Origin of the sequence: Alteromonas salexigens (assembly GCF_025628895.1) — a bacterium.
GTDB classification, from domain to species: Bacteria; Pseudomonadota; Gammaproteobacteria; order Enterobacterales; family Alteromonadaceae; genus Alteromonas; species Alteromonas salexigens.
Map to the genome: position 1 here is coordinate 210,649 of NZ_JAOTJC010000012.1, position 24,345 is coordinate 234,993.

Annotated in this window: 24 protein-coding genes; 10 read left to right on the top strand and 14 right to left on the bottom strand. The window is 52.5% G+C overall.

All coding sequences use genetic code 11. The features are described from left to right. Positions 1-148 precede the first annotated feature (148 nt). Positions 149-1,744, bottom strand: coding sequence for an isocitrate lyase (locus OCL06_RS13715; RefSeq protein WP_262995505.1), 1,596 nt, complete (start codon positions 1,742-1,744; stop codon positions 149-151). 471 nt (positions 1,745-2,215) lie between these two features. Here OCL06_RS13715 and OCL06_RS13720 point away from each other — a divergent pair, with 471 nt between their 5' ends. Together OCL06_RS13720 and glsB are read left to right on the top strand one after the other, a co-directional pair. Beyond that, entirely contained in the window at positions 2,216-3,646 is a 1,431-nt protein-coding gene (locus OCL06_RS13720) for an alkaline phosphatase (RefSeq protein ID WP_262995507.1), read from the top strand. Between the two features lie 125 nt (positions 3,647-3,771). Continuing rightward, entirely contained in the window at positions 3,772-4,680 is a 909-nt protein-coding gene (glsB, locus tag OCL06_RS13725) for a glutaminase B (RefSeq protein ID WP_262995509.1), read from the top strand. Positions 4,681-4,707: 27 nt separating this feature from the next. Here the strand turns inward: glsB and OCL06_RS13730 are convergent, their stop codons facing one another. The 12 genes from OCL06_RS13730 to OCL06_RS13785 all read right to left on the bottom strand — a co-directional run bounded on the left by OCL06_RS13730 (position 4,708) and on the right by OCL06_RS13785 (position 15,412). Next, positions 4,708-5,772 carry a lipocalin-like domain-containing protein gene (locus OCL06_RS13730; protein WP_262995511.1) on the bottom strand — a complete coding sequence of 355 codons (1,065 nt, stop codon included), beginning with the start codon at positions 5,770-5,772 and terminating at the stop codon, positions 4,708-4,710. Next, positions 5,769-8,207 carry an FtsX-like permease family protein gene (locus OCL06_RS13735; protein WP_262995513.1) on the bottom strand — a complete coding sequence of 813 codons (2,439 nt, stop codon included), beginning with the start codon at positions 8,205-8,207 and terminating at the stop codon, positions 5,769-5,771. Before OCL06_RS13735 ends, OCL06_RS13730 begins: the two co-directional genes overlap by 4 nt. Further along, positions 8,204-8,878: an ABC transporter ATP-binding protein gene (locus OCL06_RS13740; protein WP_262995515.1), complete on the bottom strand. Its 675-nt coding sequence runs from the start codon at positions 8,876-8,878 to the stop codon at positions 8,204-8,206. The genes OCL06_RS13735 and OCL06_RS13740 overlap by 4 nt, the downstream gene beginning before the upstream one ends. Before the next feature lie 42 nt (positions 8,879-8,920). Next, positions 8,921-9,622: a VC0807 family protein gene (locus OCL06_RS13745; protein WP_262995517.1), complete on the bottom strand. Its 702-nt coding sequence runs from the start codon at positions 9,620-9,622 to the stop codon at positions 8,921-8,923. A 44-nt stretch (positions 9,623-9,666) separates the two neighbouring features. After that, positions 9,667-10,215 carry a rhomboid family intramembrane serine protease gene (locus tag OCL06_RS13750; RefSeq protein WP_262995520.1) on the bottom strand — a complete coding sequence of 183 codons (549 nt, stop codon included), beginning with the start codon at positions 10,213-10,215 and terminating at the stop codon, positions 9,667-9,669. Beyond that, positions 10,212-11,375: a glutathionylspermidine synthase family protein gene (locus OCL06_RS13755; RefSeq protein WP_262995522.1), complete on the bottom strand. Its 1,164-nt coding sequence runs from the start codon at positions 11,373-11,375 to the stop codon at positions 10,212-10,214. The genes OCL06_RS13750 and OCL06_RS13755 overlap by 4 nt, the downstream gene beginning before the upstream one ends. A 2-nt stretch (positions 11,376-11,377) precedes the next feature. Next, positions 11,378-11,992, bottom strand: a complete 615-nt coding sequence (locus tag OCL06_RS13760) for a DUF1190 family protein (protein ID WP_262995523.1) — start codon at positions 11,990-11,992, stop codon at positions 11,378-11,380. Positions 11,993-12,002: 10 nt separating this feature from the next. Continuing rightward, on the bottom strand, positions 12,003-12,419 hold the full coding sequence (locus OCL06_RS13765) for a DUF350 domain-containing protein (protein ID WP_262995526.1): 417 nt from the start codon (positions 12,417-12,419) through the stop codon (positions 12,003-12,005). 14 nt (positions 12,420-12,433) lie between these two features. Then, complete coding sequence (locus OCL06_RS13770) at positions 12,434-13,078, bottom strand: YjfK family protein (RefSeq protein WP_262995528.1); 645 nt, start codon at positions 13,076-13,078, stop codon at positions 12,434-12,436. A gap of 1 nt (position 13,079) precedes the next feature. Then, positions 13,080-14,132: a potassium channel family protein gene (locus OCL06_RS13775; RefSeq protein WP_262995530.1), complete on the bottom strand. Its 1,053-nt coding sequence runs from the start codon at positions 14,130-14,132 to the stop codon at positions 13,080-13,082. Positions 14,133-14,321: 189 nt separating this feature from the next. Further along, positions 14,322-15,002 (bottom strand): PspA/IM30 family protein, encoded by a 681-nt coding sequence (locus OCL06_RS13780; RefSeq protein ID WP_262995533.1) that lies wholly within the window; start codon positions 15,000-15,002, stop codon positions 14,322-14,324. A gap of 20 nt (positions 15,003-15,022) precedes the next feature. Beyond that, positions 15,023-15,412, bottom strand: coding sequence for a DUF2170 family protein (locus OCL06_RS13785; RefSeq protein WP_262995535.1), 390 nt, complete (start codon positions 15,410-15,412; stop codon positions 15,023-15,025). Between the two features lie 169 nt (positions 15,413-15,581). On the opposite strand from OCL06_RS13785, the gene OCL06_RS13790 reads away from it, so the two are divergent. The 6 genes from OCL06_RS13790 to secF all read left to right on the top strand — a co-directional run bounded on the left by OCL06_RS13790 (position 15,582) and on the right by secF (position 21,573). After that, positions 15,582-15,857, top strand: a complete 276-nt coding sequence (locus OCL06_RS13790; RefSeq protein WP_373318491.1) for a DUF6471 domain-containing protein — start codon at positions 15,582-15,584, stop codon at positions 15,855-15,857. 208 nt (positions 15,858-16,065) lie between these two features. Further along, positions 16,066-17,106 carry a tRNA preQ1(34) S-adenosylmethionine ribosyltransferase-isomerase QueA gene (gene queA, locus OCL06_RS13795; RefSeq protein ID WP_262995790.1) on the top strand — a complete coding sequence of 347 codons (1,041 nt, stop codon included), beginning with the start codon at positions 16,066-16,068 and terminating at the stop codon, positions 17,104-17,106. Positions 17,107-17,247: 141 nt separating this feature from the next. Continuing rightward, entirely contained in the window at positions 17,248-18,360 is a 1,113-nt protein-coding gene (gene tgt / locus OCL06_RS13800; RefSeq protein WP_262995540.1) for a tRNA guanosine(34) transglycosylase Tgt, read from the top strand. 24 nt (positions 18,361-18,384) lie between these two features. Further along, complete coding sequence (gene yajC / locus OCL06_RS13805; protein ID WP_262995542.1) at positions 18,385-18,720, top strand: preprotein translocase subunit YajC; 336 nt, start codon at positions 18,385-18,387, stop codon at positions 18,718-18,720. 56 nt (positions 18,721-18,776) lie between these two features. Further along, a complete protein-coding gene (secD, locus tag OCL06_RS13810; protein WP_262995543.1) occupies positions 18,777-20,621 on the top strand; it encodes a protein translocase subunit SecD in 1,845 nt (614 codons plus the stop codon). Positions 20,622-20,631: 10 nt separating this feature from the next. Continuing rightward, positions 20,632-21,573: a protein translocase subunit SecF gene (gene secF, locus OCL06_RS13815; protein WP_262995545.1), complete on the top strand. Its 942-nt coding sequence runs from the start codon at positions 20,632-20,634 to the stop codon at positions 21,571-21,573. A gap of 157 nt (positions 21,574-21,730) precedes the next feature. Here the strand turns inward: secF and suhB are convergent, their stop codons facing one another. Further along, positions 21,731-22,507, bottom strand: coding sequence for an inositol-1-monophosphatase (gene suhB / locus OCL06_RS13820; protein ID WP_262995547.1), 777 nt, complete (start codon positions 22,505-22,507; stop codon positions 21,731-21,733). Between the two features lie 187 nt (positions 22,508-22,694). Between suhB and trmJ the strand changes: the two genes are divergently transcribed. After that, positions 22,695-23,414: a tRNA (cytosine(32)/uridine(32)-2'-O)-methyltransferase TrmJ gene (trmJ, locus tag OCL06_RS13825; RefSeq protein WP_262995549.1), complete on the top strand. Its 720-nt coding sequence runs from the start codon at positions 22,695-22,697 to the stop codon at positions 23,412-23,414. Between the two features lie 4 nt (positions 23,415-23,418). Continuing rightward, complete coding sequence (cysE, locus tag OCL06_RS13830; RefSeq protein WP_262995551.1) at positions 23,419-24,237, top strand: serine O-acetyltransferase; 819 nt, start codon at positions 23,419-23,421, stop codon at positions 24,235-24,237. Positions 24,238-24,345: the final 108 nt, after the last annotated feature.

The following is a 24,345-nucleotide window of genomic DNA, read 5'->3' on the forward strand; positions in this document are numbered from 1 at the left end:
GGAGAGGGGGTCAGGAGCCGGGCGTACTTATTATAAAGCGCAAATAACGCCTCCCATGGCGAGTTGCTGTAGAGCCGGGCGACGTAACGCGCCAGCACGAACGAAAACAGGCCCCCGAAGGAGCCTGGCGGAAAGGTTGGGACTTTCCTTAAACGTCGAACTGGTTCATGGTGTTATCTTTTCCGGAGGCCTTTAATGCAGCCTCGCCTGAGAAGTACTCTTTATGGGTATCACCCAAATCTGAGCCAGCCATGGCCTGGTGTTTTACACAGGCAAGACCTTCGCGGATTTCCTTGCGCTGCACGCCGCGTACATAGGCCAGCATGCCGTCTTCACCAAAGTAGCCTTTTGCCAGGTTGTCCGTAGACAGGGCGGCAGTATGGTAGGTAGGCAGGGTGATCAGGTGATGGAAAATACCGGCTTCCCGCGCCGCATCTGCCTGGAAACTCTTAATTTTTTGATCCGCCTCCAGCGCCAGTTCACTGGTATCGTATTCGGCGGCCATTAGTTTATCGCGGTCATAGGCCGTCACATCTTTGCCCGCCTCCTGCCAGGTATCAAATACCTGCTGACGGAAGTTCAGTGTCCAGTTAAATGACGGGGAGTTGTTATATACCAGTTTCGCGTTGGGCACCTGCTGACGTATAGCCGCCACCATGTCACCAATTTGACCCACGTGAGGCTTTTCAGTCTCAATCCACAATAAGTCCGCACCATGCTGAAGCGACGTGACGCAGTCCAGCACCACCCGGTCAAAGCCGGTGTTATCCTTAAACTTAAACAGCCCATTAGGCAGGCGAACTGGCTTCACCAGCTTACCATCCTGTTTTATTACCAGTTCGCCGTTGGACAGATCCTCTACACCTTCAACAGGGGTGGTGTCCAGAAACGCAGTGTACTGAGAAGCTAAATCCCCCTCTGACTGGGATACCGGGATTTTCTGAGTCAGGCCAGCGCCCAGTGAATCAGTGCGGGCCACAATTACCCCGTCATCGACACCCAGCTCCAGGAACGCATACCGGACCGCATTGATCTTGGCCAGAAAGTCCTCATGGGGAACCGTCACTTTGCCGTCCTGGTGTCCGCACTGTTTGGCATCCGACACCTGATTCTCTATCTGAATACAGCAGGCGCCGGCTTCAATCATTTTCTTCGCGAGCAGGTAAGTGGCTTCCTCATTACCGAAGCCGGCGTCGATATCAGCAATAATCGGTACGACGTGCGTTTCAAAGTTGTCAATTTGTGACTGAATGGCGGCCACATCGCCGCCATTCGCTTTGGCCGCATCAAGTTGCTTAAACAGGCCGCCCAGTTCCCGGGCATCTGCCTGGCGCAGGAAGGTGTACAGCTCTTCAATCAGCATAGGTACCGTGGTCTTTTCGTGCATGGACTGGTCGGGAAGGGGCCCGAACTCCGATCGCAGTGCGGCGACCATCCAGCCGGACAGGTAGAGATAGCTTTTATTGGTGGTGCCCTGGTGTTTTTTTACCGCCAGCATCTTTTGCTGACCGATAAACCCATGCCAGCAACCCAGCGACTGGGTATATTGGGAAGAATCGTTATCGTACTCTTCCATGTCGCGTCGCATAATTGCCGCTGTGTATCTGGCAATATCGAGACCAGTCTTGAAGCGGTTCTGCGTTTTCATCCGTGCGGCATATTCAGGATCGATGCCGTTCCATGTGCCATTTTGTGTCGCTTTAAGCGTAGCGATAAGGTCGATGTCCTGTTGATATTGCGACATGAGCGATTCTCCCGGTTTCTTTTATTCTGTAGACAAAACGGTAAAGCAGGTGGCGTTACCGCTGATTGCCACTTAATACTAGGCATGGATTGAAGATAACAAAAATGTATAAATGCTATTTTTGATATTCATTGCGTGAATTTTTTGGGTCAAGGGAAGGTATTATGGGCAACGCTAATTTGTGGGTCAGGGACCTCGAAACGCGCCTGATAGGTGGCAGCCTGACCATAGTCGCTGCGACTCAGGCGCTAAGATGAAGTGGGGCATTTCATAAATTTAATGGCAGCCCGGCTATGCCGGCCATAATTAAGTTGAATGTAGCCTGTCTGTTTGTCATGCCGTTTACAACGGCGTGAACAATATAGCCTGAGACAACCTGTTAGTTTGTCGGGGCTGTTGACTAAAAGCATTTTTGAGCTTCACAAAGGGAACCGATACACTATATTGCATATTTAGCTCAGGGATATTGTCATGATTCGACGCTCTTTTTTATTGGCGCTAACCAGCGCTGCCATGCTTGGCGGGTGTGCCTATACTGCGGCCAATGCCGATCAGCCTAACGGGGATTCGGCTCCACAGGTGCCTAAAAACATCATTATGGTCGTAGCTGATGGCATGGGACCGGCATTTACCACGGCATACCGGAACTATCAGGACGATCCGGACACGCCGCAAGTGGAAAGCAGTGTGCTTGACGATATTCTGGTAGGGGCGGCCTCTACATATCCGGCGCAAGAATCAGGGTTCGTCACCGATTCCGCCGCGGCGGCCACAGCGCTGGCGACGGGTATCAAATCGTACAATGGCGCTATCGGGGTCGACTCCGATAAACAGCCGCTGGAATCTGTCATGCACCGCGCCAAGGCGCAAGGTATGCGAACTGGCCTGGCGGTAACATCACAAATTGTGCATGCCACCCCGGCGTCCTATGTGGCCCATAATGAGAGTCGTCATAATTACGATGAGCTGGCTGAAAGTTTTTTCGATTTTCGGGTAAACGGTGAGTTTGTGGCCGATGTCATGTTGGGCGGCGGAACACAGTTTTTTGAGCGAAAAGACCGGGATTTAGTAGCTGAATTTATCGATAATGGCTACGAATATGCCGACACGTATAACCGTCTGGCAGCTGTGCCCACAGGCAGTCAGGTGCTGGGTTTATTTGCGCCGGTAGGTTTGCCACCGGCATTGGATGACACCCGTCAGAACCGTTTGTCTTATCTGACCGAACAGGCTGTTAAACACCTTGAAAATGACAAGGGCTTTTTCCTGCTGGTGGAAGCCAGCCAGGTAGACTGGGCGGCACATGCTAATGATATCGCTGCTGCTATGGCCGAGATGCATGATTTAGCGTTAACCATGGCCTACTTAAAAGACTACGTAAAACAGCACCCTGATACATTGGTCATACTCACTGCCGATCACAGTACCGGAGGCCTGACCATTGGCGCTGACGGTGATTACCGCTGGAGCCCCGAATATATACAGAACCTCAAGGCGTCGACTCGCGCTATCGCTGCCAATATGGGCGAGGCTGACAAGCCGGGTGAATTTATTGCATCCCAGTTAGGCTTCGAGCTCAACGATGAAGAGAAGCGTCATTTTGACGACCTGAAAAAAGCCAATAAAGTCGAACGGTATACCGCCCTGAAAGCGTTTATAGACGGCAAGACGAATACCGGTTGGACGACCAGTGGTCATACTGGCGTGGATGTGGAAGTGTTTGCGTTCGGGGCGGGCGCAGCCGCGTTGGCCGGCAAAATGGATAATACCCATATTGCCCACACTATTTTCAGCATGCTGGCCCGCGGCGGCAGCCAACAACAGCCGGCATCTGAGAAACCTGTTAAAGCGACCAACAGCAATCCGAATTGCGATTACAAATCCGATTGGCGCTGCCAGTAGCCATCCGCGCGTTGGCAGAAAGAACCCGGGCTCGTGTCCGGGTTTTTTGTGTCATTTAAAATCGTTTAAGCCATTATAGGGTCAGTGTGCGTAGTTACAGGCAGATGACAGAATAAGGAACAGGAATGCAGGCGTTACTCAACGACATTATGCAAGAGGTGCAGCCACTGATTGGGCAGGGGCAGGTGGCCACTTATATCCCGGCACTGGCAAAAGTTAACCCAAATCAGTTCGGGATTGCGGTATGTGATACCTCCGGCAAAGTGACCACTGCGGGCGACGCCACCACTGAGTTTTCTATCCAGAGTATTTCCAAGGTGTTTAACCTGGTATTAGCCGTAACCTACTACGGTGAGTCACTGTGGCAGCGTGTGGGGTGTGAGCCCTCTGGCTTGCCATTTAACTCGCTGGTCCAGTTAGAGTATGAAAATGGTATTCCTCGTAACCCGTTTATCAATGCGGGGGCGCTGGCCATTGCCGATATGAACCAGTCACGCTTAATTGCGCCTCATGTGGCCATGCGGGATTTGGTGCGTAAACTGTCGGGAAACGAGGGGCTGCTGGCCAATCCGGATGTGGCGAATTCAGAATTCGAGCATCGCGCCCGAAACGCTGCGATGGCGTACTTGATGAAGGCATACGGTAACTTCCACAATGATGTGGAAGAGGTGCTACATAACTATTTTTACAACTGCGCACTGGAAATGAGCTGCGTGGATCTGGCCCGGGCCTCGCAGTTTCTGGCCAACCGCGGTCACTGTACCATTACCAAAGAGCCGGTACTGACGCACGATCAAACCCGCCAGGTCAATGCGTTACTGGCCACCAGTGGTCTGTACGATGAAGCGGGCAGTTTCGCGTTTAAAGTTGGCTTACCGGGTAAAAGTGGTGTGGGGGGCGGCATTATTGCCGTGGTGCCCGGCCGGTTCTCCCTGTGTGTGTGGTCACCTGCCCTGAACCGGATGGGCAACTCCCAGGCTGGCGTGGCAGCCCTGGAATCACTCACCCGGCGGATCAACTGGTCAGTGTATTAGCCTGGCGACCACTCAAGATCCTGCCGGCTAATACCCGGTAAGCTCCATAAAACCGCTGCCAGCATGGGTGCCTGATACCTGCATCCGTCCCTCATAATAAGGGAACTGGGCCCGGTTGTACTGGTCGGTTTTAAATGGTATCAGCTGAATGTCGACTTGCTCAGACGGGATGACCATGTGCCAGTTAAGGGGCATGGTTCGCCCGGCAACTGACAAGGTTGCGGTTGGCTGAAGGTCGATGTCATTGCTGTCGAGATGGTGGGATTGTCCCTCACGAGTGACGTATGTTCCGGTCACATAGGGAGTCGCGTCATTTACATGCATCCTAAACGCCATGATTTTATCGCCATTGTCCAGATGCAACGAAAACCAGTCCCAACCCAGCGCATCCTGATCCGCTAGCGCGCTGGTCCACTCATGATCAAACCATCCGTTGCCGCTTACCGAGTGTTGACCTGACGGCAGGGTAAGTGTACCTGATGCCTGAATAAAAGGCTGGCTGTAATAGTAGGAACGAAAACGGCCATCGGCAGACTTTTCACTGTACCCGTTGTCACCGTGCATTGCGTAAGGGCCATGTTGAGTCAGGTCCAGCGTCAGCTGAACGCCGGCTGCGGGGGAGAAAGACAGGGTCGACGGAAACAGCTCATGGCTGGTGGCTTGCCAACGCCAGTCGTCCATGAACGCGGCAAAAGGCTTTTCCTCAATACCCGCATTGCCCACCCCACCGCGGGCAAAACGTTCGCCAAACCAGTGGTGACGCTGTGAGTGCACACTGACATGGGCCATATAAGTCTGCGCAGTACTCCAGTCAGAGTTGTCTGGCCCCGTCAGCAACCGAAACAACGTGAACTGCGCGGCAAAGGGCTCTCCCTGGTCGTCGTTGAGCACCAGCGTGAGATACCACCACTCCAGCTGGTAGGCATCGTGACTGCGGTGATCGCCGGGTAAGACGGGCGTTGCGGCTGGCGTGACGTTCGCGGTCTTCCCGGTGCTGGCACCGGCGAACAGACTGTTGCCTGGCGCTACAGCCTGATTATCCGGTGAGCATCCGGTAAGGATACACAGCACGAGCAGCAGCCGTTTAATCATAATGGTGCCTCATTGCTTAAATCGGCCCGGGCATTCAGGCGACCAATGGGAATGAGCAGAAACAGGCTAACCACCAGCAGACTTGCCAGAGCACTGCCAAGTAACACAGGAAGTTCTATTTTGAGCGGGTATACCCAGGCAAACGCGAATCGGTTAACCCGCTCAATGAAGGTCCACGCGAGTAGTATGCCGAAGGGTAGCGCCAGCGCAATGGTCCCCAGGCAGAGTAACAAATATTGCGCACTCAGCGCGCGCTTCAGGGCGCTTGCTGAGACCCCCAAGCTGCGAATCAATGAAAATTGCGGCTGGCTGTCCATAGTAAGCAGACTGACAGAAAGTAAAAAGGACAGGCCAGCAACCAGTAACGTAGCGATATTCAGGGCGTCAGTGACCACAAAGGTATCATCAAACGTCTGCATGGAGAGGCTAATCAGTTGCTCACGGTCATAAATGCGCACATTACTTTCTTGTGAGGCCAGCCAGGCTTCAAGCGCGCTGTATTGGGGGTCATCAGGGGCTGGCGTGGCGGCAACCACACTGGCAAACTGTGATGCTTTGGCGGTAAACGCCTGGGGAGGCAATAGCAACTGGCTTTCAGGGTTGCCGTAATCGGGATAAATAGCCACAACCTTTAGAGATGAGCGGGTGGCCAGATCCGGATGGTCAATAGTCAGCGAGTCGCCCAGTGTCATTCCCTGACGGAAGGCCAGTTGCTGACTGATGAATACACCTTGCCCGTAACTAAACGCCTGCCATGCATTGTCAGAGGTGCTGTTAAATACCATGGCCTGAATAAATGGCGACTGCGGATAATATGCCCGTGCCACTACTGGTCCTTGCTTAAGTTCAAGACGCTGACGGTAGCCGGGGTACACACGGGCGCCTGCCGGCTTGCCCTGCTCATCAGGCAGCGATTCGGTATAGGCGTAAACCGGTGCAACCAGTCGTTGTGTCAGCCAGTCGGCAGTGGCCTGACGGAAACTGTCGGTCATCACGTTCATGCCGGTATTGGCGGTAAGGGCAATGAAGAATGCGCACACCGCTAACCGGGTCCGTTGGGACAGCTCACAGGCGCTGGCGATGCTCCATTGCGCCAATGGAAACCGGGCCGGGACCAATTGGCGAATACGGTTAAGTAATATCGGTAGCCACATTAACACCATGCCACACCCACTGGTGAGTAACACCACCACACTGAGTAACGCGGTAAATGCCGACCAGGGTAAGGCAGTGGCCACCGTGCACAGAATAATAAGCACCAGCGTAAACAGCAGCCGGAGACCGGAGGTGAGTCCGGTAACGGGCGTAGATCTCATTATCAGTTGCTGATTTAGCCTGCGCAGTGGCAGTAAACTGACCAGTGTGATAGCCAGGGCACTGATTGCCCAGCCTTTGAGGAGCAGTGCCGGAATAAGCGCATCCGGGCCAAAGAAGCCGACCCCGAACAACGAGGAGAACGTATCCTGCAGGGTAGGGGTTAATGCCCGCGTTAACCAGGCACCGCCAATCACGCCCAGGGTACTGCCAAAAATGGCAAGACCCACCATTTCACCTAGCAACGCCAGGCCTAATATCCGTACGCCGATCCCAAGTTGCCGCAACTGGATCAGCGTGGGCAACCTGGCCCGGTACATCAGGTGCAGGGCGTTGGCGATGATAAACAGGCAGACCACGGCCATCAACATGCCCATCGCCCACAAATTCAGCTGAAAACTGTCAGACAGACTGCCGGTATTTGCTGTCGGCTGCGGTGGTAACAGGGAAAGGTGTGACGGCAGTGCCTGCCGTAATCTGTCCAGCTGTGCGTCGTTGTCCTTTGTGAGGAACTCCAGGCTGGTGAGGGGATAATCCGTCAGGGTATGAGGCGGCTGATAAAATGTGGCGATATCAACTAACACGGTGCGGGGAGGAGCCGCGGCGTCAGTGATGATACGGGTTAGCCTTAGCGACTGGTTCACCATCAACGCTTCATCGCTGCACTGCAATGCCCGCCAGGTTGCCGGGGAAACTATCGCCCTGGCCTCCGGCACCGCACCCAGTTGCTGCGCGGGGTTTGAACTCACACGAGTGGCAAGTGCAAATGTATCAACGGCCACTATATTGAGATTTGTTGCTTCTGACCCGGTGTCACAGCTTACTGGCAAGGTATGTCGGGCTACTGCCACCAGCTCAGCGAAGCCTTGCCTGCGCAGGGCGGCGTAGTCTGCTTGTTGTAGAGGCTGCATTTCATCCCGTGCGGTCACCTGATAATTACCGGCAAACGCTGAATCCGCTGACGCCAGCTTACCTTTTCCAGCGCCTTCATTAATCAGGGTAACCGCACTCAGTCCGGCTGCAGCCAGTGTAACTGACAACAGCACCAACAGCGGCTCCCACGGGCGGCTTTTGCTCAATGCCAGTAGCGTGAGCAGGCTCATTCGCCAGCTTCGGCTCACTGAGCTTCTCCGTTACCGGTGAGCGTTTCCAGACGGCCGTTATGCAAGCGAAAACAGGTGTCCGCCTGGGTTGCTACCTCAACACTGTGAGTGACGACAACTAAGGTGGTGTGTGTCTCGCGGCACAGAGTATAGAGGGCGTCAGCCACCCGCTCGCTGGTGGCTTCGTCAAGGTTGCCGGTGGGCTCGTCGGCCAGCACCAGGGCCGGCTGATGGTTCAGCGCCCGGCAGATCGCCACCCGCTGCTGCTCGCCGCCAGAGAGTTGAGTCAGCGGCGCTTTCGCCAGATGACCGATATTCATCAGCGCCATCAGCTTGTGCTGATAGTCAGCCTGATAGTTACCTTTCAGTCGGGCGGTAAAGGAAATGTTGTCCCACACATTAAAGCAGCTGAGCAAATTAAATTGCTGGTAAACCAGACCCAGCGACTGACGGCGGAAAGCGTCTTGGTCACGGGGGGGAAGGTCAGATAATACGTGGTCGCCTACCTGAACCAGACCCTTGTCTGGCGCAGCGAGACCGGCAATCACCGCCAGCAGGGTAGACTTGCCGCAGCCCGATGCGCCCCGAATACTGGCGCTTTGCCCTGCGGGCAAGGTTAATGAGAGGTTGTCTAAGACTGGGGTTGCTGCGCCAGAGTAGCGCAGCGTGACCTGATGTAATTGCAGCATGATGCCTCGTTAGTCTGACCGGGCGCTGCAAGAATGGCAGTGCTACTGGTTAATAAAGTTATCCAGATCCTCGCCGGTAATTTTTCTGATTTGCGCGAACAGATACCATAACGCCGCAACCAGTAACACCATACTCGGGATCACAATCACCGGGTAGCTGAGTGCAGTCATACGGCCCAGTTCTTCGGTATAGGCCGTGGTGCCCGGTTCACTTACCAATATGACCTTCGCCAGAATATAGTTTAGTGCGGAGGATAAAAAGAATGAGCTGGCCACAATATATGAGCTGATTGCCACCTTTTTATCAAACTGCCGGCGCTTGCCCTGATTATCCAGCACCTCATTCAGGTGCGGCCAGTTAATTATCTGGTCGTTCAGAATGAGCAGTTTCACCAGTGGTTTTTCGGTAAATTGGGTGATCAGTACAGCCAGTCCTATCAATGCAGGAATGGCGGCTTCTTTAATGGCAATATACTCGGCGGGCAACTTTAGCAGACTGATGCCGCCGGTCAGTACCACACTGATGATCCCCAGCACCGAAAACATGTTTACCTTGCCGCTGTCCTTGAGATCCCACAGGCCGTAACCGATAGGAAAACTGAGCGCAGCAACAATACTCCACGCCGGTCCTAAATAGTCTTCGGCACTGGCGTAGCTCATAATGACAACCGGAATGACAATATTAAATGCCATGTTGCCAAAGAAGTTTGAATTTTGCGGCTGTTGCCGGGTAGATGAGGTCATAAAAGCACTTCTGTTACTTGGTCACGCTAGTATAAGCGATAGCGCTAGCGTGCCCAAGCCCACGCAGCAATTAAACCGCTTACGAAGCCAAACAAGTGATATTCAAAGGAAATAAATCCCTGGGAAGGTAAAACGCCCACCAGCATACCGCCATAGAGCAGCGCGACCAGTACAGAAATGATCAAGTAGGGGATTTTTTTACTGACAAACCCGGCCAGTACCAGAAAGCCGAAGTAACCGTACACCATGCCACTGGCCCCAATATGGTAGGCCTCACGCCCGAACAGCCACACTGCCAGCCCGGCACCTATCATAATGGTCAGTGTGGTCAGCACAAAGACGCGGTTGTTCCACTGCATGGTTAACCACATAAACAGCAGCAATGGGAGCAGGTTTGTAAGCAGGTGGGGAATATTGCCATGCAGAAAAGGTGCGGTGAACAGATAACCGATATGTGATAACGACCGGGGCACCAGCCCGAACTGATTCAGTATATTGCCAGTCACCAGGTTCACTATTTGTACGCCAATCAATATCGCGGCAATCAGTGCCAGCCAGCGCAGCTGCTTTTTAAGGAGTGGTATCTGGCTCATACAATAATGTGCGGCAAGTAGCGTGACAGATCCTGAGTAATGCGGCTACTGTCTTCCCGGACAGAGATCCCCGCCGCCTGATCATCAACCAGCCAGCTGCCAATAAGCGTATAATTATCATCGAATTTTGGCAGCGGGTGATACTGTTGCACAATGAAGCCTTCTTCACCGTACGGGCCCTCACTGAGCACCTGCTCCTGGCCTTCATCCAGTAACGATATGTTTGCCCCTTCCCGCGAGAACAGCGGCTTCTTCACCCACTTACCATCTAATGATGCGGGCAGGGCGTCGGCAAAAAACGCTGGCAGCAAATTTGGATGATTTGGAAAGTATTCCCACAGCATGGGCAATAATGCTTTGTTCGATAAAATTGCTTTCCAGAGCGGCTCCAGCCAGTTCACGGCGGCGCCCTGCAAGGCCCCGGCATAGTCTTCCCGAAGCATAAACTCCCACGGGTAAAGCTTGAAGCAGTCGGTAATAGGGCGGTTCTCTAGATCGGTATACACCCCGGTATCTGACAGCCCGATGTCTTCTACAAACACAAAGTCGGTATGCAGACCGGCGGCTTCAGCGCAGTCCTGCAGGTACTGCACGGTACCGCGATCTTCTTCGGTGTCTTTGCAACAGGCAAAGTGAAACTGTGGTGTGACATAGTGGGTGCTGATTTCAGCGAAACGCGCCACCAACTTTTCCTGCAAACTATTAAACTGATCTGCCTGACGGGGTAACACGCCCCTGTCTACCTGCTGTTCAAGCCAGAGCCACTGCCAAAAGCCGGATTCATATAAGCTGGTCGGTGTGTCGGCGTTATTTTCCAGCAGTTTGGCAGGACCCTGACCGCTGTAGACTAAATCCAGCCGGGAATAAAGTGAAGGGTCTCTGGCCAGCCAGCTGTGTCTGACCATATCCCAGTGTGGTTCGGGTATAGCAAAGCGGCGCATCAGCGCATCGTCGTTAACGACCTTATCAACCACATGCAAACACATTTGATGCAGTTCAGTAGTGGGGTCTTCCAGATCATTTTCGATCTGAGATAACGTAAACTGGTAGTAGGCCGACTCATCCCAGTAGGGTTCACCGTACATGGTGTGAAAGTGAAACCCGTACTCGGCTGCTTGTTGCTGCCAGCCAGGGCGCGGCTGGCAACGAGAGCGAAACATTCTTATCCGCCCCAGCCGCCGGAGCGGGAGCTGCTGCCCCAGCTTGACTTGGCCCGTACGCTGCTGCCAAAACCACCGCGACTCATGGTGCGGTTTACGGCAGGTTTTGGCTTATAAATGTCGGGCCTGACCCGATAGTTGCGTTTACGTATGTCGCCATTAAATACATGGCCGTCGGCAGTGACCCAGCGTGAGCGAAACGACGAATAGGGCGAATATGAGGTATAAAGGGGGCGCGAGTAATAGCGATTTGGCGACATCAGCTGACTCACCATATAGCCAGCCATAAACGGCATGAAAAAGCTGCCATTGTTGGTCTCGACATATCGGCACTGATTCTGGCCGAACTCGTATTCACAGTCGTTTTCACTGTTGTAGCGAGGGGCAGTTTTGGACGCTTCTTTAACGGCACTCTGGTAAGCGGCTTCACAGCGCTGCATGGCATCGGGGAAGTCTTGTTTACATTCATCCAGTGACGTGTAAATACGGGCGTCCTGACGATTGTCGGCGCAGGCACTGACAAATACGCTGGCCACACCCAGCGCCAGAGGGCGCAAAGCAAAGGCTTTACGCATTTGCCGCAGGTTAATGTGGCGGGTTCGTTTTTGTTGGGTCATGCTTGCCTCCTTAATAGGTCATGCAGGCAGCGTTGAGCAGGCCAACTGCAATGGACATACATGCCAGCATCACGCCTGCCGACACCTCGTTATTGTTGATGCGCTCGGCTATTTTCGGCATGAACGTGAAACGTAGGAGGGCAAAGGCCAGTGATTGGGCAATGATGGCGACTACGCCCCAGATGGCAAAATCGATAAGGGCGATAGAGTTGGAAGCTGCACCGCCCAGTGCAATCGCAAAGCCTACCAGCGCGCCGCCAAATCCGACGGCAGCCGCAACGTTCTTTTCCTCTTTAACCAGTTTCCATTCATCATGGGGCGTGACAAATGCATACACCACTTTAAAGATGAACAGAAAAACAATGGATATGCCGAAGTAAATGGCAAAATTATCCAGGCCCGCCAGTGAAGTCATGATGAGATCCATGTTGTTGTTATCCTCTATCCGTTAATGCGAATATCCGCAGGTTCAATATCAAATCCGGTACTGACGACCAAACAGCGATCAGCATTGCTACCGACAATCTTTTCTTCCCCGACGACCAGCAGAGACTCGGTTCTGCCGTTGTCGAGCGGGCGCTCGTAAAGCATCATAAACTGATCCGTAGTGCTGACGTCGCCATCTTCCTCATAGGTGGTTTCGGTAACCGCCACCGGCGGTGAGGTGTCACCTACCGCATCCCATACCCGGGTGTACTGATGGCCTTCCAACGTATAGGTGGGCTGCGAAATGGTGTTTTTCAGGCAATCCTGCCACTGCTGTTGTGAGCCTACTGTTTGCGTGGAGTAAAAGTGCCACAGCTTTACATCAGTGATGTGGTTTTCGGTGTTACCCCCGTCCAGCACAACCTGTAAAAAAGCGTCGTCATCAGTATAGAAGCGCAGCAGTTCACCGCCACTGTCGAGCGGCGCCCGACCCACAGCCTGGATTAGATGGGAGCGCGCAGCGCCCTCGATGGTCAGTTCAGGTTCTAAGAGCGATAATTTCAGTGAGTCCAGTTCGAAGGAACCGCCCAGATACAGGCCCATTATTTCTGGCGCCTGAGGTTTGGCGGGGGCTTTTTTACCGAAAAGTTTGCTGAACATATCAGGCTCCCATCGCTTGCCAGTTGATATTGGCGATACGCTTGTCGGCAATATAAAACAACTTGTCACCGGCGTTCACCGGGGTTTGTAAGTCAGGGTTCACTACCATATCTTTGTAAGCCCCACCGGGCGCATAACCGATAAAAATGGCGTCATGGTGGCGTTTCAGATTAACGAACAGAGTTTCCACTGAAAAGCCCGCCGTGCCGGCCGGGACTTCTACTGAAAACTGGGCCTGGCCTTCATCGACACTAAGAAGATCGTGGTGCAGCATACTGGAGCCGGGATCAAATGCTGCTTTCGCCAGCATTTCTACGGCCACTGACGGGGTGCATTCCACTTTCGGGCAATGCTGTTGAAGAAGCGGCACGAGGGCATCGTCAGTAAAGTAGGCCACCTGATGGGCCTCGGGATTACGCTGACTACAGTACAGCGCCGTGGTCATGGTGACATCATCCTGAGGATTGTCTATCAGTATGGTGCTGGCTTTGCCGATACAGGCCTTGTCCATATCTTCGTCTTTGTTAAATGACTCTACCCGCACAAACTCCACCTGACCCGGCATGGGATTCATGATATCGGCTTTAACACATAGCACGATGTCGGGCTTGCCCGGCACTGCTTCGCGCTCCTGCAGCAACAGGTTAAGCAGCAGCAGTGTGCGGTGCTCATTCCAGCCAATAACCAGAATATGATCCTGTACATCTAACTGATTCATTCCCAAGAGTCCTTTTTGCCATTGATTACTTACCCACGCTGCGACGCGCCCGACCACCATAGCAAAGATACTTAGGCCCAGCGGAATGACATACAGCGCAACGACCAGTTTACCCGCCGGTGTGACGGGGGATAAATCGCCATAACCCACCGTAGAGGCGGTCACAGCTAGCCAGTAAATAAAGTCGGTTTGCGAGACCAGTGCTGTTTCACCGGCTGCAAACAGCATTAACCAGGTGGTGACCGCATAAAAGACAGTCGCACCAATAATGGTATACCAGCGTGACTCGGCAAAGTATTTAAGCATGACTTTGCGAACCAGATTCCATGTAAACATATCAGCAGCGTTGTTCCGGCGTGTGGTTATTATTGTGTCTCAGTCTGCCATGACGGCCAGCGCAAATCGAGGATTGTGACCTAACCGATAAGGAATAAGCCACTCGTTGCAGCCTTGTGCTGAGAAACATCAGCTTTTGTTGGGCGCGACATAAAAACGGCTGCCTGATTGGCAGCCGTAATGTGTGGCTTATTTACCCAAAATGCGACTTAATTCGTCGTCGGCGGAGGTGGTACCGCCTTTAATACCCGCTTCCGAGAGCCGTTTTTCCAGGTCGCTGCTGGACTCTTCACTGGCGAGCTCTTCCGCCGCTTCCAGTTCAGCGTTACGCAGCTTTTGTTTTTCCTGAATGCGGCTAAGTGACTCGGTGGCCGTCTTCATTTTGCTGTTGGCACCCATGTGGCGAGAGGACACCGCCACCTGAGCTTTCTGTACGCTCTCTGTGGCCTTGACCATGTCGACCTGTTGTTCCAGACGACGCAGGTTGGCTTTAGCCTGTTGGATATTATGCGAAAGTTGCTTCTCAGACTGTTTGAACTGGTCAAGATAACCCTGTTCCTGTTCGCGTTCGCTCTTCAACTCCGACACTTTCTGTGCACAGTCCAGTGCCAGCTGACGATCAGTATCGGCGGCTTTGCGGGCATGGGCTTCATATTCGGCAATACTGGCATTAAAGCTGTCTACTTTCTGCTGCGACAGCTTACATTTGGCCAGAATCTGGGTGCGGGCATGGTCAGACTTTCTTAGTTCTTCCTTTGCCTCACGTATTTCTTGCTCCAGGATCCGGATAGCCTGGCTGTCCGCCACTGATTGTGCGGCCTCGTTGGCACCGCCTTTCACGGCAGTAATTAACTTTTTCCAAACTGACATTCGCTTCTCCTAAACCACGCTTACTTAAGGTGAGTTTCGTAGGCATCAAGAAACGATGCTACGTTCTGAAATAAGGTTTCAACTTCAATCACGATACTTTCGGCCTTTGAGTGAGCACTCAGCGCGCCGAAAGCGGTGTAATATTCTTCGCCACTGATGGTAGATATACCGACGGTAGTCAGGGGAAATACCATGTGCGTGGATAAAATTTCATGATCCAGCGCGGCTTTGTCGGCAACCTGGTCAGCTGCAAACAGCAGGCTCTCAACCAGGATCTGCTCTCCACTTATAGCCAGCCAGGCGTCGATACCATCCTGATTGGCGATCAGTAGACAGCCTTCCTCGCGGGTGACGACAAAGTCATCATATTCTTTTAGCAGGGATTCGAGCTTGTCCAGATCCCAATTCATAACGTGTCTCCTTTACGATTGAAGCGAAATTGTCATGCTCACTGTAACCACAAATTGTCAGCACGCCAATATTCACCCTTGCAGTGTAGCCATAACCTGCGATAATCGTCAATAACAAATGCAGTCTGAATGTGTAAAAAAGTGTTTCTTTGTAAATTATACGTCACAAATGGGGTGCGTATTGAAATCGAAAAATGATTGGCGTGAAGTGGTACAGCGCGTAGTGAAGTCAGAAATGTCTATGCGCGGTGTAAAATATCAAGGGCTGAGTGAGCGTCTCGCCGCTATCGGCGTGGTGCAGAGCGCAGATAACCTGCGAAATAAAATAAATAAGGGTATTATGGGCGCTGATTTATTGTTGCAGGTTCTGTACGTACTGAACGCAAGGCCGCTGAATACGGAGACGTTGCAGGCAGTGTTGGATGACTTTGAGAGTGGCCAGTGATCAGTCAGGCAAAAAAAAGCCCAACGCAGGGTTGGGCAAGCTGTGTACTGGTGCCAGGGAGAACATCATCACATTTGATGATATCTTAACCGTTTAAGCTTAAGTCGCCCATAAAATTCACGTATAGAACGCGATGCATAGGTATATTTTTTTATACGACAAAGGACGTCGCGACGCTCAGCCCAGATAATTGAATAGTAAGTAAATGATGAAGTTAAAAGATTTTAGTTTTGAGCTCCCTGAGCATCTCATTGCCAAGTACCCCACCGAGCAACGCGCGGCCAGCCGCTTGTTACATCTTAATGGTGTGACTGGCGCTGTGCACCACCGGCAATTTGCCGACATGCTTGAACTGGTAGAGGCCGGGGATTTACTGGTCTTCAATAATACCCGGGTGATGCCAGCCAGATTACTGGGGAAAAAGGCAACCGGCGGCCAGGTGGAAGTGCTGGTAGAGCGGATCCTGCCTGATGAGACGGTACTGGCCCATGTTCGCGCCAGTAAAGCCCCTAAACCGGGCGCCCGGCTGTTGCTTGAAGACGCGGTAAACGTGGAAGTAACAGGACGTCAGGACGCCTTATTTGAGCTGAAGTTTCTGCATGACGAACCGGTGTTATCCTTATTGGAACAGTATGGCCACATGCCGCTGCCGCCTTATATCGATCGCCCTGATGAAAACAGCGATAAAGAACGCTACCAGACCGTCTACAATGCCAAGCCAGGTGCGGTGGCAGCACCCACCGCAGGCTTACATTTCGACGATGAGATTCTGCGAAAACTGAAAGAAAAAGGCGTGGAGCTTGCGTTTGTGACGCTGCACGTGGGAGCGGGAACTTTCCAGCCGGTGCGGGTTGAGGATATTCAATCGCATAAAATGCACGCCGAATATGCAGAAGTTCCCCAGAGCGTGGTAGATGCGATTCTGCGCACCAAAGCGGCAGGTAAGCGCGTTATTGCTGTAGGTACGACTTCCGTGCGTTCGCTGGAGTCTGCCGCCGTGGCGGCTGAAACCAGCGACGACCTGTTGCAGCCATTTTACGCTGACACAGATATTTTTATTTATCCGGGTTTCAATTTCAAAGTGGTGGATGCCATGTTCACCAACTTCCACCTGCCCGAATCAACCTTAATGATGCTCATCAGCGCCTTCGCGGGACGCGACCATGTCATGCAGGCGTATCAGGAAGCCATTGCCACTGAATATCGCTTCTTCAGTTACGGTGACAGCATGTTTATCGAGAAAGCCTGAACGCGGATACGAGCGATTGCAGCGGGATAACACAAATTCTGTACACAGAGGGCATGATTTGGCGGCGATTACTGGTATAATCGCCGCCAAATTTTTATCCGACCCCATGCGCCAGGCGCAAAACCAAGGGATCTTATTTTCATGCAATATGAGTTGTTAAAAACGGATGGTCGTGCCCGACGCGGCCGGCTGAAGTTTGAACGCGGCGAGGTAGAAACCCCGGCGTTTATGCCAGTAGGTACCTACGGCACGGTAAAAGGCATGACGCCGGAAGAGCTGACTGAAAGTGGTGCGCACATTTGTCTGGGCAATACCTTTCACCTGATGTTGCGTCCGGGCACTGGTATCATCCGTCAGCACGGCGATCTCCACGACTTCATGAACTGGCATAAGCCTATTCTGACCGACAGCGGCGGCTTTCAGGTATTCAGCCTGGGTGATTTACGTAAAATCACCGAAGAGGGAGTGACGTTCCGTTCACCGATCAACGGCGAAAAAATTCTGCTGACGCCTGAAAAGTCCATGGAAGTCCAACGCGACCTGGGCTCTGATATCGTAATGATTTTCGACGAGTGCACGCCATTCCCGGCTACGGAGCAGGAAGCGCGCCTGTCTATGGAAATGTCGTTACGCTGGGCGAAACGCAGCAAGGCGGCCCATGGGGACAACCCGGCTGCGCTGTTCGGTATCATTCAGGGCGGCATGTACGAGCCTTTACGGGATATCTCGCTGGCCGGCCTGGAAGAAATTGGCTTCGACGGCTACGCCATTGGCGGTCTGTCTGTAGGCGAACCGAAAGAAGACATGATCCGCATCATCGACCATACCGCACCGAAGATCCCGAGCGACAAGCCCCGCTATCTGATGGGCGTAGGTAAGCCAGAAGATATTGTGGAAGCGGTTCGTCGTGGCGTGGATATGTTTGACTGCGTTATGCCAACCCGTAACGCCCGTAATGGCCACCTGTTTGTTACCGAAGGCGTGGTTAAAATCCGTAACGCCAGACACCGCAATGACACTGCGCCGCTGGATGAAAATTGTGACTGTTACACTTGTAAAAACTATTCCCGCTCATATCTCCATCACTTAGATAAGTGCAACGAGATACTGGGCGCACGTCTGAATACCATTCACAATTTACGGTATTATCAACGGGTAATGCAGGGCCTACGCGATGCCATCGAAGCAGAACAGCTTGATGACTTTGTGAAAACCTTCTACGAACAAAAAAATATGCCGGTACCGGCTTTATAATAATCGTTATTTTTGGGGAGCAATATGAGTTTATTTATTTCTAATGCGTATGCACAGACAGGCGGCGCTCAGCAGGGCGGCGGCTTTGAAATGCTGATTATGCTGGCAGTGTTTGGTCTGATTTTCTATTTCCTGCTGTATCGTCCTCAGGCGAAGCGCGTTAAAGAGCACAAAAACCTGGTGTCGTCGCTGAGTAAAGGCGATGAAGTGCTGACACAGGGCGGCCTGGTTGGACGCATCACCAAAGTGTCAGACGAAAAGGATTTCATCGAAGTGGCACTGAACGAAGACAACAACATTGTTGTTCAGAAGTCCTCGGTTACTGCGGTACTGCCTAAAGGTACCATGAAGTCTCTGTAACTCTCTTCGAACCGGTGCCAGGTATTACACCTGGCCGCCGGTAAAAGGAACATTGCGTGTTAAACAAAAATACCATCTGGAGGGTACTGGTCGCCATTGTGGTGATTGGCCTGTGTGCTTTATATGCCCTCCCTAACATATACGGCGAAGATCACGCTGTACAAATTTCTGCCGGGCGCGACGCTACTGTCACCGAATCTATGGTGAAGCAGGTAGAAAAAGCGCTGTCTGAAAAAGATATCACGCCTAAGCGCATCGAATTCGAAGATGAGCAAATCCTGGTCCGTGTTAACGATTCCGATACTCAACTGGTTGCCCGGGAAACGCTGGAAAATGCGTTAGGTGATGACTATTTCGTCGCTATGAACCTGGCTCCCGATACACCTCAGTGGCTGGAAGATCTTGGTGGCACGCCCATGAAGCTGGGTCTGGATCTGCGTGGTGGTGTGCACTTCCTGATGGAAGTAGACATGACCGAGGTGATGACCAAATCGCTGGAAGATGCCCAGAGCGATTTCCGGACTGCATTGCGGGAAGAAGGCATTCGTTATCGCGCGGTAACTCAGCGTGATGATTACGTCGATATCAAATTCCGTGATGAAGAGGCGCTGGATAGCGCAGAATTCTTCTTACGTAACCGCAACCGCGATCTGACATTCACCGAAATGGATGACCTGGTGCTGCGGGCAGTATTTTCTGAAGCTAAATTAGCAGAAATCCGTGACAACGCTGTGAAGCAAAACATCACCATCATCCGTAATCGGGTGAACCAATTAGGCGTTGCCGAGCCGCTGGTTCAAAAGCAGGGCGCGGATCGCATCGTGGTGCAGTTACCGGGTATACAGGACACCGCGCGGGCAAAAGAAATTCTGAATGCCACGGCTACACTGGAATTCCGCATGGTAGACCAGAGTAATGACATCCGTGATGCATTGAATGGCCGGGTACCGCCGGGGTCACAAATTATTGAAGATCAGCAGGGCGTGCCCCAGTTACTGGAAAAGCGCATTATGCTGAAAGGCAACCATATTGTTGACGCCAACAGCGGCGTAGACGAATACGGCTTGCCGAACGTCAATATTTCCCTGGATTCAGAGGGCGGCAATAAAATGTCACGCTCTACCCGCGGCAACATTGGCAAGCCAATGGCTACCGTGTTTATTGAATACAAAGCCACTGACGAGCGTAACGAAGACGGCAAGCTGGTGTTCGAAAAGCACGAGCAGGTGATCAGTGTCGCGACAATTCGGGCGCAGCTGGGCAGTAAGTTCCAGATCACAGGCCTCGATTCGCCCAAAGAAGCCCGGGACCTGGCACTGCTACTACGTGCCGGTGCCCTGATTGCACCTATCCAGATTGTTGAGGAACGTACTGTCGGTCCGAGTCTGGGTCAGGAAAATATCGAGCTGGGAATGCAGGCTATTATCTGGGGTCTGGCAGCGGTACTGGTATTCATGCTGATTTATTACAAAGCGTTCGGCATAGTGGCAAACTTCGCACTGGTAACGAACCTGGTAATGATCGTGGGTATTATGTCGATGATCCCAGGCGCCACGCTCACGTTGCCCGGTATGGCAGGTATCGTGCTGACGGTAGGTATGGCGGTGGACGCCAACGTACTTATTTTTGAGCGCATCCGTGAGGAAATAAGAGAAGGCCGCAGTCCACAACAGGCCATTCACCATGGTTACGACAGTGCATTCTCTACCATTCTTGACGCCAACATCACCACCTTCATCGCGGGCCTTATCTTGTTCGCTGTGGGCACCGGTCCAATCAAAGGGTTCTCAATTACTCTGATGATTGGTATTGCAACGTCTATGTTTACTGCCATCCTGGTTACCCGTGTCATTGTGAACGCGGTGTACGGTGGTCGTAAGCTAGAAAAACTGGCGATTTAAGGAGAACCGCATGCAGTTATTAAAGTTATCCGAAACCGTCAAGTTTATGCGCCTGCGGGTGCCGGCGATGATACTGTCAGCAGTTTTGCTTCTGGGGTCTATTGCCTCTCTGGCTGTCAATCAGCTGAACTGGGGGCTGGATTTTACTGGCGGGACGCTGATTGAAGTAGGCTACCCGGATTCCGCGAACCTGGAATCTATTCGTGAGCAGCTCAACGCTGCTGACTTTGACGATGCCATCGTACAGAACTTTGGCAGCAGTCAGGACGTGCTTATCCGCTTGTCACCCCGTGAAGGCGTAAAAGCGGCCACCATTGGTGACCAGGTCTTGCAGGCACTGCGTGCTGACGGCACCGATGTGGATATGCGTCGCATTGAGTTTGTTGGCCCTAATGTGGGTGAAGAACTCACCGAGCAGGGTGGTCTGGCTATGTTGGTCGCACTGATCTGTATCCTGGTGTACGTGGCTATGCGGTTTGAATGGCGCTTTGCATTGGGTTCTGTTTCAGCACTGATCCACGATGTGCTGCTGACACTGGGTTTGTTCTCAGTACTGCAGATTGAGTTTGACCTGACCGTACTGGCCGCGGTGCTGGCGGTAATTGGTTACTCGCTTAACGATACCATCGTGGTGTCTGACCGTATTCGTGAAAACTTCCGCAAGATCCGTAAGGGCGAGCCGGAAGAAATTGTGAATATCTCGCTGACGCAGACCCTGAACCGGACCATTATTACCTCACTGACCACGGTGTTGGTACTACTGGCGTTGTTCTACAAAGGCGGAGCGCTTATCCATGGATTTGCCACGGCATTGCTGTTTGGTGTAGTCGTAGGTACTTACTCGTCTATCTATATCGCCAGTTCAGTTGCGCTGGCGCTGGGGATCAGTAAAGAAGATCTCATGCCTCCACAGGTAGAAAAGGAAGGGGCGGATTTAGATCCCATGCCCTAGCCGGTAACTTCCCGCCATAAAAAAAGCCGCATGATGCGGCTTTTTTTATGGGAGGCTGTCACCGATATAGTTAAAGAATACTAATAACCAAAACACTAACGAGCAGGCATAAAAAAAGCGGTGCCATGCACCGCCTTTTAACAACAATGGGCGTGTTTTATTTCAGATGCTTTACCAGTGCCTGCACAACACGTGGGGCGCCTGCGACAATCTCACCTTTGAACAGGGGGTCATTGCCGCCTTTAAAGTCAGTCACCAAACCACCGGATTCACGCACCAGCAGTTCACCGGCAGCGATATCCCAGGGTTTAATGCCTTTTTCCCAGTAACCATCGTGGCGGCCTGCAGCCACATAAGCCATATCCAGTGCAGCAGAACCGGCACGACGGATATCACCACATTCGTGAAAAATTTTGTTCAGGCTAAGGGCGTATTCGCCGAATTGGGATTTGTCTTTAAACGGCAAACCGGTCGCCAGTACAGTTTCGTTCAGATCTTTGCTTTTGCTTGCGCGGATGCGGTAGCCATTTAACTGCGCGCCTTTACCGCGGCTGGCTGTGAATAGCTCACCACGAATAGGATCGAAAACCACCGCCTGGTCCAGACGGCCTTTATATAGCAGGGCAATGGAAACGGCAAAATGAGGGATGCCTTTTATAAAATTGGTGGTGCCGTCCAATGGATCAATAATCCACTGAAAGTCTTTATCAGAGCCTTCAATCTCACCGCTTTCTTCGCCCATGAAGGCGTGGTCAGGGTAAGACTGCTGAATTTTTTGAATGATCGCCTGCTCAGCGTCTTTGTCGATTTTGGTCACATAATCGTTGGACCCTTTTGATTCGGTCCCTTGCTCGCTGTGATTTTCAAAACCACGGGCAATGATTGTTCCGGCAACACGCGCAGCGCGCACCGCAATATTCAGCATCGGATGCATAATTTTTCCACCAATTGTCAAAGATCAGGTAGGCAGCTGTAGCGCTGCCTGAAACGCGCGCAGTGTAACAGAACCGTATACTGTTGCAAGATCAGACTGAGCTGCGCATTGATGAGAAGATAGCCATCTAGACCGCTGCGTGCTAGGATCCTTCGCAGATTTTTAGTAAGACTGGCAGCTATTATACATGTTAGACAATGTTCGTATTATTCTGGCTAATACTTCTCATACCGGCAACATAGGTTCGGCGGCGCGTGCGATGAAAACCATGGGCCTGAGTGATTTATATCTGGTCGACCCGGTACAGGCCCCCGACGGCAAGGCCAGTGCGCTGGCCGCTGGCGCCGGCGACGTGCTGGCGAACGCCAAAATTGTCTCTACGCTGGATGAAGCGGTGGCAGATTGCGGATTGGTGGTCGGTACGTCGGCCCGGTCTCGTACCCACTCCTGGCCGATGCTGGAGCCACGTGAGTGTGGTGAAAAGCTTATCCAGGAAGTCAATAAATATCCTGTGGCCCTGGTATTTGGCCGGGAGAACAACGGGCTTACCAATGAAGAACTGCAACAGTGTCATTTTCATGTTTGCATTCCTGCTAACCCTGAGTACAGCTCGCTCAACCTGGCTGCCGCTGTGCAGACTTTGTGTTATGAAACCCGCATGGCCTACCTGGCCACCGAAGCGCATGAGGAAGTTGAAGCCGATTACCCGCTTAATGACGATCTGGAACGTTTTTATGTGCATCTGGAGTCTACGTTAAAGTCCACTGGTTTTATTGTTGAGAATCACCCCGGCGTGGTGATGACCAAATTGCGCAGGCTGTTTAACCGGGCCCGCCCTGAGTCGCAGGAGCTGAATATTCTTCGTGGTATTCTATCCTCCATAGATAAGACCGTTAAAAAAGGCTAACAACGTGTTTTCCCGTATCCGAGATGATATTAAGGGCGTGTTTCACCGTGACCCCGCCGCCCGCAACACTTTCGAGGTGCTGACCAATTACCCCGGCCTGCACGCAGTATGGTTACATCGCATCAGCCATAAGCTGTGGAAGCACGACTGGAAATGGCTGGCCCGCAGCCTGTCGACGTTCGGACGCTGGTTAACCGGCATTGAAATCCACCCTGGCGCAACGCTGGGGCGACGGGTGTTTATCGATCACGGAATGGGTGTGGTCATCGGTGAGACTGCAGAGATAGGGGACGATGTCACCTTGTATCATGGTGTCACATTAGGGGGCACTACCTGGAAAGCGGGCAAGCGGCATCCGACGCTGGAAAGCAATGTAGTTATCGGGGCCGGCGCCAAGGTTCTGGGCCCTATTACCATTGGCGAAAATGCCAAGGTAGGCTCTAACTCTGTAGTCGTAAAGGACGCACCGGCGAACTCGACTGTAGTAGGGATCCCTGGTCGTATTGTGATCTCGGCCAATACGCCGCAGGACAGTAACGACAAACGCAACAAAATTGCCCGTAAGTACGGGTTCGATGCCTATGCGGTGTCACCGGATAATCCGGACCCGGTCGCCAATGCCATGGGCGTAATGCTCGAGCACATGCATTTAATGGACTCGAAAGTTGAGGAAATGTGCAAGGTCATCCAGTCAATGGGCGGGGAGGTGTGTACCGACAACCTGCACGCTATTTCAGCGCAGGACTTTGCTGAAACCGGGCTTTCTCCGGTAATGCCAGAAGCTCAGGATGGCTCACACGAGTCCTTCGATCCCAAGATATAGTGCACGCCAGAAGAGCAGGTTCCGCATAGCCCGTGCACAGGGGAGGCGGACCTGTCCTGGATGTCCTGACCCGTCTAATTGACGAGCCTGAGCGTTACCCAAATACCC

What these genes read in the sequence shown, in the direction of transcription:
- OCL06_RS13715 (WP_262995505.1), bottom strand. Translation starts at nt 1,744, where the DNA reads ATGTCGCAATATCAACAGGACATCGACCTTATCGCTACGCTTAAAGCG.
- OCL06_RS13720 (WP_262995507.1), top strand. Translation starts at nt 2,216, where the DNA reads ATGATTCGACGCTCTTTTTTATTGGCGCTAACCAGCGCTGCCATGCTT.
- glsB (WP_262995509.1), top strand. Translation starts at nt 3,772, where the DNA reads ATGCAGGCGTTACTCAACGACATTATGCAAGAGGTGCAGCCACTGATT.
- OCL06_RS13730 (WP_262995511.1), bottom strand. Translation starts at nt 5,772, where the DNA reads ATGATTAAACGGCTGCTGCTCGTGCTGTGTATCCTTACCGGATGCTCA.
- OCL06_RS13740 (WP_262995515.1), bottom strand. Translation starts at nt 8,878, where the DNA reads ATGCTGCAATTACATCAGGTCACGCTGCGCTACTCTGGCGCAGCAACC.
- OCL06_RS13745 (WP_262995517.1), bottom strand. Translation starts at nt 9,622, where the DNA reads ATGACCTCATCTACCCGGCAACAGCCGCAAAATTCAAACTTCTTTGGC.
- OCL06_RS13750 (WP_262995520.1), bottom strand. Translation starts at nt 10,215, where the DNA reads ATGAGCCAGATACCACTCCTTAAAAAGCAGCTGCGCTGGCTGGCACTG.
- OCL06_RS13755 (WP_262995522.1), bottom strand. Translation starts at nt 11,375, where the DNA reads ATGTTTCGCTCTCGTTGCCAGCCGCGCCCTGGCTGGCAGCAACAAGCA.
- OCL06_RS13760 (WP_262995523.1), bottom strand. Translation starts at nt 11,992, where the DNA reads ATGACCCAACAAAAACGAACCCGCCACATTAACCTGCGGCAAATGCGT.
- OCL06_RS13765 (WP_262995526.1), bottom strand. Translation starts at nt 12,419, where the DNA reads ATGGATCTCATCATGACTTCACTGGCGGGCCTGGATAATTTTGCCATT.
- OCL06_RS13770 (WP_262995528.1), bottom strand. Translation starts at nt 13,078, where the DNA reads ATGTTCAGCAAACTTTTCGGTAAAAAAGCCCCCGCCAAACCTCAGGCG.
- OCL06_RS13775 (WP_262995530.1), bottom strand. Translation starts at nt 14,132, where the DNA reads ATGTTTACATGGAATCTGGTTCGCAAAGTCATGCTTAAATACTTTGCC.
- OCL06_RS13780 (WP_262995533.1), bottom strand. Translation starts at nt 15,002, where the DNA reads ATGTCAGTTTGGAAAAAGTTAATTACTGCCGTGAAAGGCGGTGCCAAC.
- OCL06_RS13785 (WP_262995535.1), bottom strand. Translation starts at nt 15,412, where the DNA reads ATGAATTGGGATCTGGACAAGCTCGAATCCCTGCTAAAAGAATATGAT.
- OCL06_RS13790 (WP_373318491.1), top strand. Translation starts at nt 15,582, where the DNA reads ATGGGGTGCGTATTGAAATCGAAAAATGATTGGCGTGAAGTGGTACAG.
- queA (WP_262995790.1), top strand. Translation starts at nt 16,066, where the DNA reads ATGAAGTTAAAAGATTTTAGTTTTGAGCTCCCTGAGCATCTCATTGCC.
- tgt (WP_262995540.1), top strand. Translation starts at nt 17,248, where the DNA reads ATGCAATATGAGTTGTTAAAAACGGATGGTCGTGCCCGACGCGGCCGG.
- yajC (WP_262995542.1), top strand. Translation starts at nt 18,385, where the DNA reads ATGAGTTTATTTATTTCTAATGCGTATGCACAGACAGGCGGCGCTCAG.
- secF (WP_262995545.1), top strand. Translation starts at nt 20,632, where the DNA reads ATGCAGTTATTAAAGTTATCCGAAACCGTCAAGTTTATGCGCCTGCGG.
- suhB (WP_262995547.1), bottom strand. Translation starts at nt 22,507, where the DNA reads ATGCATCCGATGCTGAATATTGCGGTGCGCGCTGCGCGTGTTGCCGGA.
- trmJ (WP_262995549.1), top strand. Translation starts at nt 22,695, where the DNA reads ATGTTAGACAATGTTCGTATTATTCTGGCTAATACTTCTCATACCGGC.